Annotated in this window: 7 protein-coding genes; 3 read left to right on the plus strand and 4 right to left on the minus strand. The window is 73.9% G+C overall.

Translation table 11 applies throughout. The features are described 5' to 3' along the window. Positions 1–240: 240 nt before the first annotated feature. Positions 241–1,683 (minus strand): catalase, encoded by a 1,443-nt coding sequence (locus tag BJP25_RS27235; protein WP_075977895.1) that lies wholly within the window; start codon positions 1,681–1,683, stop codon positions 241–243. Positions 1,684–1,822: 139 nt separating this feature from the next. Between BJP25_RS27235 and BJP25_RS27240 the strand changes: the two genes are divergently transcribed. Beyond that, positions 1,823–3,034, plus strand: a complete 1,212-nt coding sequence (locus BJP25_RS27240) for an MFS transporter (protein WP_084794601.1) — start codon at positions 1,823–1,825, stop codon at positions 3,032–3,034. Positions 3,035–3,078: 44 nt separating this feature from the next. On the opposite strand, the gene BJP25_RS27245 is transcribed toward BJP25_RS27240, so the two are convergent. The 3 genes from BJP25_RS27245 to BJP25_RS27255 form a co-directional block, all read right to left on the minus strand. Further along, a complete protein-coding gene (locus BJP25_RS27245; RefSeq protein WP_143219342.1) occupies positions 3,079–3,795 on the minus strand; it encodes a hypothetical protein in 717 nt (238 codons plus the stop codon). Between the two features lie 89 nt (positions 3,796–3,884). After that, on the minus strand, positions 3,885–4,100 hold the full coding sequence (locus BJP25_RS27250) for a hypervirulence associated TUDOR domain-containing protein (RefSeq protein ID WP_075977896.1): 216 nt from the start codon (positions 4,098–4,100) through the stop codon (positions 3,885–3,887). Positions 4,101–4,312: 212 nt separating this feature from the next. Then, the gene (locus BJP25_RS27255) at positions 4,313–4,999 is read right to left on the minus strand and encodes a hypothetical protein (protein WP_143219343.1); all 687 of its coding nucleotides are present in this window, start codon (positions 4,997–4,999) and stop codon (positions 4,313–4,315) included. A gap of 82 nt (positions 5,000–5,081) precedes the next feature. On the opposite strand from BJP25_RS27255, the gene BJP25_RS27260 reads away from it, so the two are divergent. Together BJP25_RS27260 and BJP25_RS27265 are read left to right on the plus strand one after the other, a co-directional pair. Further along, positions 5,082–6,923: a S9 family peptidase gene (locus tag BJP25_RS27260; protein ID WP_075977898.1), complete on the plus strand. Its 1,842-nt coding sequence runs from the start codon at positions 5,082–5,084 to the stop codon at positions 6,921–6,923. Between the two features lie 50 nt (positions 6,924–6,973). Then, on the plus strand, positions 6,974–7,380 hold a 407-nt coding region (locus BJP25_RS27265), incomplete at its 3' end, for a Gfo/Idh/MocA family protein (protein ID WP_233158296.1).

Consider the following 7,380-nt stretch of genomic DNA (forward strand, 5'->3'; position numbering starts at 1 on the left):
GCCCGCAAATCGCACGGAAATGGTACTGACGAATAGTTGTCGTTTATTCAGCTTATGCGGGTCGATGGGGTGAAACCGGCGACCGCGCTGCTCCGCAGGGTCACCGGTGCCGAGAGCCGGGCCCGGTCGTGACCCCACGGTGGGACGGGGGTCGCCCGTTCGGACCTTCTTGGCGGCGGGGGCGCGGAACGGGCGGGGGCCCGGCCCCGCAGGACCGGGCCCCCGCCCGCCGGTGACCGCCTAGGCGTCGAACGCCGCCGCCACCCGGTCGCCCACCGCCTTGTCGACGTTGCGCCAGTACTCGAAGACCCGCTCCAGCACCGGTCGCGACACCCCGTCGCCCGCGTGCCCGACGATGTTCGATACCAGCCGGTCGCGCTGCGCGTCGTCCATGACCTCGCGCACCAGCGTCCCGGCCTGGCCCCAGTCGTCGTCCTCGGCGTGCGGCGCGTACGCCGAGCGCACCACCTCGTCCTCGATGCCGTAGGTGGTCAGCGCCTCGCCCGCGCGCGCGGCGTCGGCGTGCGGGCCGCCGTAGCTGTTCGGCGCGTACACCGGGTCGGCCGGGTTGCGCAGGCGCATGGCACCGTCCTTGGCGTAGGAGTTCACCTCCGCGATCGGCTGGTTCACCGGCAGTTGCGCGTAGTTCGCGCCGACGCGGTACCGGTGCGCGTCGGGGTAGGCGAACAGCCTGCCCTGGAGCATCTTGTCCGGGGAGGTCCCGATGCCCGGCACCAGGTTCGACGGCTCGAACGCGGCCTGCTCGATCTGCGCGAAGTAGTTCTCCGGGTTGCGGTCGAGGGTGTAGGTGCCGACCCTGATCAGCGGGTAGTCCTTCTGCGACCACACCTTCGTCAGGTCGAACGGGTTGAACCGGTAGTCCGCGGCGTCCTCGTAGGGCATCACCTGCACGTGCAGCGACCAGGACGGGTGCTCGCCCGCCTTGATGCTGGTGAACAGGTCGCGGATGTAGAAGTCGCCGTCCTCGCCCGCGATCCGGTCCGCGTCGGCCTGGGCCAGGTACCCGACGCCCTGGTCGGACTTGAAGTGGTACTTGACCCAGTGCTTGGCGCCCGCGGCGTTCTCCCACAGGTAGGTGTGCGAGCCGTAGCCGTTCATCTCCCGCCAGTTCGACGGGATGCCGCGGTCGCCCATCAGCCACGTGACCTGGTGGGCCGACTCGGTGCGCAGCGTCCAGAAGTCCCACTGCATGTCGTGGTCGCGCAGGTGGTTGTCGGCGCGGCGCTTCTGCGAGCGGATGAAGTCCGGGAACTTGAGCGGGTCGCGGATGAAGAACACCGGGGTGTTGTTGCCGACCAGGTCGTAGTTGCCCTCGGTGGTGTACAGCTTGACGGCGAACCCGCGCGGGTCGCGCCAGGTGTCGGCCGAGCCGAGCTCACCGGCCACCGAGGAGAACCGGGCCAGGCTCTCGGTGCGGGTGCCGGGCTGGAACACCGCCGCCTTGGTGAACTGGCTGACGTCCTCGGTCACCTGGAGGAAGCCGAAGGCGCCGCCGCCCTTGGCGTGCACCACCCGCTCCGGGACCCGCTCGCGGTTGAACTGCGCGTTCTTCTCGATGAGGTAGTGGTCCTGCAGCAGCAGCGGTCCGTTGGGCCCCGCCGACAGCGAGTCGTCGTCGCTGCCGACGGGGATGCCAGCGTTGTTCGTGGTTGGCCGGGTCACGCCGGGGCCTCCTGGTGGTGGGTTCGGTGTTCGTCGTCCGGGAACCGGGGTACCCGCTGTCGGGCGTGCGCACTCCGCGCGCCGCACTACAGCGCTAACTCGGTTGACCCGCGCCCGCGCAGCGTGTGGCATCGAGGGTGTGCAGCAGTACCGCGCCTTCTTCCGCGTCCCCGGCATGACCGCCCTGACGGTCCTGCTGTTCCTCGCGCGCCTGCCCGCCGCGGGGGCCTCGATGGTGCTGACCCTGCACGTCGTGGTGAGCCTGGGGCGCGGCTACGGGCAAGCGGGCCTCGTCGGCGCGGCGGTCACCATCGGCATGGCCCTGGGCTCGCCCTACCTCGGCCGCGTCGTCGACCGGTGGGGGCTGCGCCCGATGCTGGTGCTGGCCACCGTGGGGGAGACGGCGTTCTGGCTGGCCGTGCGCCACCTGCCGTACCAGGCCCTGCTGCCGGTGGCGTTCCTCGGCGGCCTGGTGGCGCTGCCGGTGATGTCGGTGGGTCGGCAGGCCATCGCCGCGGCGGCCCCGCCGGACCTGCGCCGCGCGGGCTACTCCGTCGACTCCGTGGCCAGCGAGCTGACCTGGGTGGTGAGCCCGGTGGTGGCGGTGGTCGCCGCCACCCGGCTGACCCCGGCGGTGGCCACCACGCTGCTCGGGTTCGCCGTGCTGGTCAGCGGGTCGGCCCTGCTGTGGCTCAACCCCAAGGTGCGCCCGGATTCCGCGGAGCCCGCGGGGTCGGGGGGCGTGGCGCTGCGCACGTGGCTCACCCCCCGGCTGCTGGCGGTGTACGTCATCGCGGGCGGGGCGGTGTTCGTGCTCTCCGGGGTGGACGTGTCGCTGGTCGCCTCGCTGCGCGGCTCCGGGCAGCTGGACTGGACGGGGGTCGCCGTCGCGCTCACCGCCGTGGCCTCCGCCCTCGGCGGCATCGCCTACGGCGCGCTGCGCAGGGCACCCGGGCAGCTGCGGCTGATGGTGCTGCTCAGCGCCCTGATCATCCCGGCTGGCGCGTTCTTCGGCGGGCAGTGGTGGGTGCTCGCGCTGGCCCTGGTGCCCGGGTGCGCCGTGTGCGCGCCCACCGTGGCCGCCACCGGCGAGGCGGTGTCGTCGCTGGCACCGCCGTCGGCGAGCGGGGTGGCCGCCGGGATGCAGAGCTCGGCGTTCACCACCGGCGCCGCCCTCGGCTCACCGGTCGTCGGGTTCGTCCTCGACCACACCAACCCGGGCTGGGGCTTCGCCGCCGCGGGGGTGGGCGGGCTGCTGTTCGCGGTGGTGGCCTGGGTGCTCGCCCGCGCGCACCGCACCCCGGCCGAGCGCCCCGGCGACCGCGTGGCCACCGGGGCGTCGACGAGCTGAGCCGGGTCCCGCGGCCGAGCGCGTCGACGGCGGGACCCGGCTGATCAGGCCGCCGTGCGGCACCAGTGGGTGAGGTAGGCCGAGGCCTCCGCGGCCAGCCACGCGTCGAGCTTGGCCACGCTCACGCTGCGCGAGAGCCGCAGCTCCTTGCCCCGCCGGGTGTCGAGCACCAGCGGCCTGGCCCCCGGCTGCAGGTCGAGCGCGCAGCGCTCCAGCAGCCGCAGCGCCGCGTTCGCCGCGTCGCGCGGCAGCGGCGGCTCCTTGAGGTGCAGCAGCACCACGTGCTCGTCGCCGTGCCGGTCGCGGAAGGCCAGGTGCGGGGCCACCGACACCTCCAGCGTGCCGAAGTCCACCGCCGAGCGGCCCACCGCCAGCGGGGTCGCCCGCAGCCTGCGCCACCACGGCAGGAACCCCGCCGCGACCTCCTCGAACGCGCGGGCCTGGCCGTTGAGCTCGGCGCGCCCGGCCGCCTCCGCCAGGACGGCGGCCGGGTCCGGCTCGCTCACCGCCACCTGGATCGCCTCGACCAGCGGCTTGTAGAACACGTGCGCGTGGTGGCCCTCGTCCAGGGCCCTGGCGTGCTGGTCGACGACGATCTCACCGCGGCCGCGGCGCCCGGCCCCGGCGTACTCGGCGAACGCGGGGGCGGTGACGACGACCTTCGGGGTGCTGCTGGCCGGGTTGCCTGCCTGCGGTGCGCTGACCTGCGGCGCTGGGGTGGTGCGGGTGCCCATGCGGTCCTCCTGGCAGCTCGTGCTCACTACCTGGATTTTATCGCAGGGGTATGACACAAGTGTTCGAACGAACGGGTGTCGAATGCCGCTCCGCCGGTTTCAGGCCGCCCGCGGTCTCACTTCTTGGACAATTCGCTGTGCAGCTTGAGGGCGCGGTTCCCGTCCTCCTGCTCCAGCACGTAGGCGGGGTTGTCGTCGGAGCCCTTGCGGGTGATCTCCTCGCCCTTGATCGTGCGCGTGATGGTCTCCTTGTGGGACGAGACGACCTTGGCCGTGGCCTCGCCGTTGCCCCACTTCCACGAGACCTCGCTGCCCTTGCGGTAGACGTTCACCGTTGCCTCCCTGATCCGTTGACCAGGGGGTACCCCGTCTGCCGGGGTTCGACGCACCCGCTCGGCCCAGCGCCGCGCACCCGTCCCGCCGCGCGCGCCCGAGCCCACTGCGCCGCGGCTGCCCGCGCCCCGGCGCAATTCCGGGACAGCGCATTTCAGGGCGTTGATCGAAAACTGCCCCGGTCACATTCCGGGCTCAAGCGCCGGGTGCGTCAGGGGGTGATTTCCTCGAAGGTGGCGACGACGTCGGCCAGCACCGGCTCGGCGTCGGCGCGCCGCTCCGCCAACGTCCACGTCAACACCTCGTAGTAACCGCGCTCGCCGTCGACGAGGGTGTCCCAGTAGACGACCGGGTGCCCGCCGACCTTCCCGGTCAGCTCGTAGCGCACCGCCTCGCGGCCGCCGACCCGCAGCGGCGTGCCCTGGTCGGCCGCGGTCAGCGCGCCCGCGCCGTCGAGCTCGACGATCCGCTGCTCCTCGAACGCGGCGAAGTCGGCGTAGTCGGCCTTCTCCCACGGCAGCACGGTCAGGTACCGCTCCTGGACCAGGTGCCCGAACTCGATCGTCGCCGTCTCCTGGTGCACGTCGCCCGGCAGCTCCCGCCAGTTCGACGGCACCCGGATCCGGGTGCGCCCGTCGGTGGCGGTCACCACCTGCGTCAGCGACTCGTCCACCACCGGCGGCGCCGACCGCCGCCCGCTGGTGGAGGTCTCCACCACCAGCCACACCGTCGCCCCCACCAGCGCCACCAGCAGCAGCGACAGCGCGATCCACAGCCCGGTCGAGCGCTTGGGCGGCTCGGCGGCCATCCCACCGGGGAAGAACTGGCCGGGCCGGGTCGCGGGCGGGCGCGGGGGCTCCCCCGGCCACGGGTGCTGGCCCGGCTGTGGATCAGGCATTCGCGACTCCGCCCCCAGACCGGCACGACCCGCGCGAACCGGCGGGCGACGCCAGGGTACCGGGCCTGGCAGGATCGGAGCGGTGACCACACATCCAGTCGCCGAGGTCCCGGACCGCCTGTTCGCCGACCCGCAGGCGGAAGCGCGCTGGCGGGCGCGCTTCCACGCCGCCAGGGTGTCGCTGCCGGACTGGGCCTGGCAGGCGCCGGACCGCACGATCTACTCGTCCAACGCGGGCGGGGTGTGGGAGATCCACGCCTGGGACCGGGCCACCGACACCCACCGGCAGGTCACCGACCGGCCCAACGGCACGCTGCACGCGGTCATCACCCCCGACGGCGAGCACATCTGGTGGTTCGACGACACCGACGGCGACGAGTTCGGCACCTGGCGGCGCGAGCCCTTCGGCGGCAGGCCCGCGGGCGCGGACGCCGAGGTCGCCGTGCGCGGGGTCAAGGCGGGCTACCCCGCCGGGCTCGACATCGGGGACACCGTCGCGGCCATCGGCGTCGCCGACGACGACGGCACCACCGTCTACCTGTCCCGCGACGGCGGCGAGGCCGAGGTCGTCTACCGCAGCGAGCACGACGGCGGCGTCGCCGCGCTGTCGTTCGACGAGACCCTGCTCGCCCTCTCCCACTCCGAGCACGGCGACAACCGCCACCCCGCGCTGCGCGTGCTGTCGGTGGCCGACGGCTCGGTCGTCGCGGAGAAGTGGGACGGGCCGGGCAAGGGCCTCGACGGCATCGCCTTCAGCCCCGTCGAGGGCGACCAGCGGCTGCTGGTGCTGCACGAGCGCCGCGGCCGCGAGGAGCTGCTGCTCTGGGACGTGGCCGCCGACACCGAGGTGGAGCTGGCCCTGGACCTGCCCGGCGAGGTCACCGCGGGCTGGTACACCGACGGCAGCGCGCTGCTCGTCGCCCACACCCACCAGGCGCGCAACACCCTGCACCGCTACGACCTGGCCACCGGCGAGCTGACCACCCTGGACACCCCGCCCGGGGTCATCGGCTCCGCGCACACCCGCCCGGACGGCACCGTCGAGTACTCCTGGTCCAGCGCCGCCGAGCCGAGCGCCATCCGCGCGCTGTTCACCGACGGCGACTCCCGCGTCCTGCTCACCCCGCCCGGCGACCCGGCCCCGCCGTCGTCGCCGCTCACCGACGCCTTCGTCGAGCACCCCGGCGGGCGCGTGCACGCCATGGTCGCCCGCCCGCAGGGCGCCCCGGACGGCCCGCTGCCCACCGTGTTCAGCCTGCACGGCGGCCCGCACGCCGCCGACGAGGACCGGTTCAGCGCCTACCGGGCGATGTGGCTGGACGCGGGCTTCGCCGTCGTGCACGTCAACTACCGGGGCAGCACCGGCTACGGCTCGGCCTGGCGCGACGCCATCGAGGGCCGCCCCGGGCTCACCGAGCTGGAGGACGTCGCCGCCGTGCACGCCTGGGCCGTGGAGTCCGGCCTGGCCGACCCGGACAAGTGCGTGGTCAACGGCGCCTCCTGGGGCGGCTACCTGTCCCTGCTCGCCCTGGGCACCCAGCCGGGGCTGTGGGCGGCGGGCGTCGCGGGCGTCCCGGTGGCCGACTACCTGGCCGCCTACGAGGACGAGATGGAGCCGCTGCGCGCGTTCGACCGGGCGCTGTTCGGCGGCAGCCCGGCCGACAAGCACGACCTGTACGTGGAGTGCTCGCCGCTGACCTACGTCGACAAGGTCGCGGCGCCGGTGCTGGTGGTGGCGGGCGAGAACGACCCGCGCTGCCCCATCCGCCAGATCCACAACTACCTCGACCGGCTGGCCGAGCGCGGCGTGCCGTACGAGACCTACTTCTACGACGCGGGCCACGGCTCCCTGGTCGTGGCGGAGACGCTCAAGCAGTCGCTGATCGAGGTGGTCTTCGCCCGCAAGGCCCTCGGCCTGGGCTGACGGCCCGGTCCGGTGACCGGGCCGGGGACCCGATGCCCGAGGATGGCCGCATGACGGACCGACCGCTGCGCGTGGGGCTCGTCGGGGCGGGGCCGTGGGCGGGCACCGTCCACGGCCCCGGCCTCGCCGCCCACCCGGACACCGAGCTGACCTGCGTCTGGGCCCGCCGCCCCGGTGCCGCCGAGGAGCTGGCCCGCTCGCTCGGCACGACCACCGCCCCGACCGTGGACGACCTGCTCGACCGCGTCGACGCCGTCGCGTTCGCCGTGCCGCCCGCGGTGCAGGGGGAGCTGGCGGTGCGCGCCGCGGCGGCGGGCAAGCACGTGGTCCTGGAGAAGCCGCTGGCCGACTCGCTGGAGTCCGCCGAGCGGGTCGCCGCCGCGGTCGCGGAGGCGGGGGTGGCGTCGGTGGTCGTGTTCATCCGGCGGTTCGCGCCCGAGACGCGGCAGTGGCTCGC

Origin of the sequence: Actinokineospora bangkokensis (genome assembly GCF_001940455.1) — a bacterium.
GTDB lineage: Bacteria > Actinomycetota > Actinomycetes > Mycobacteriales > Pseudonocardiaceae > Actinokineospora > Actinokineospora bangkokensis.

Excerpts from the sequence above, each read along its gene's own strand:
- BJP25_RS27255 (WP_143219343.1), bottom strand. The coding sequence starts at position 4,999 with ATGCCTGATCCACAGCCGGGCCAGCACCCGTGGCCGGGGGAGCCCCCG.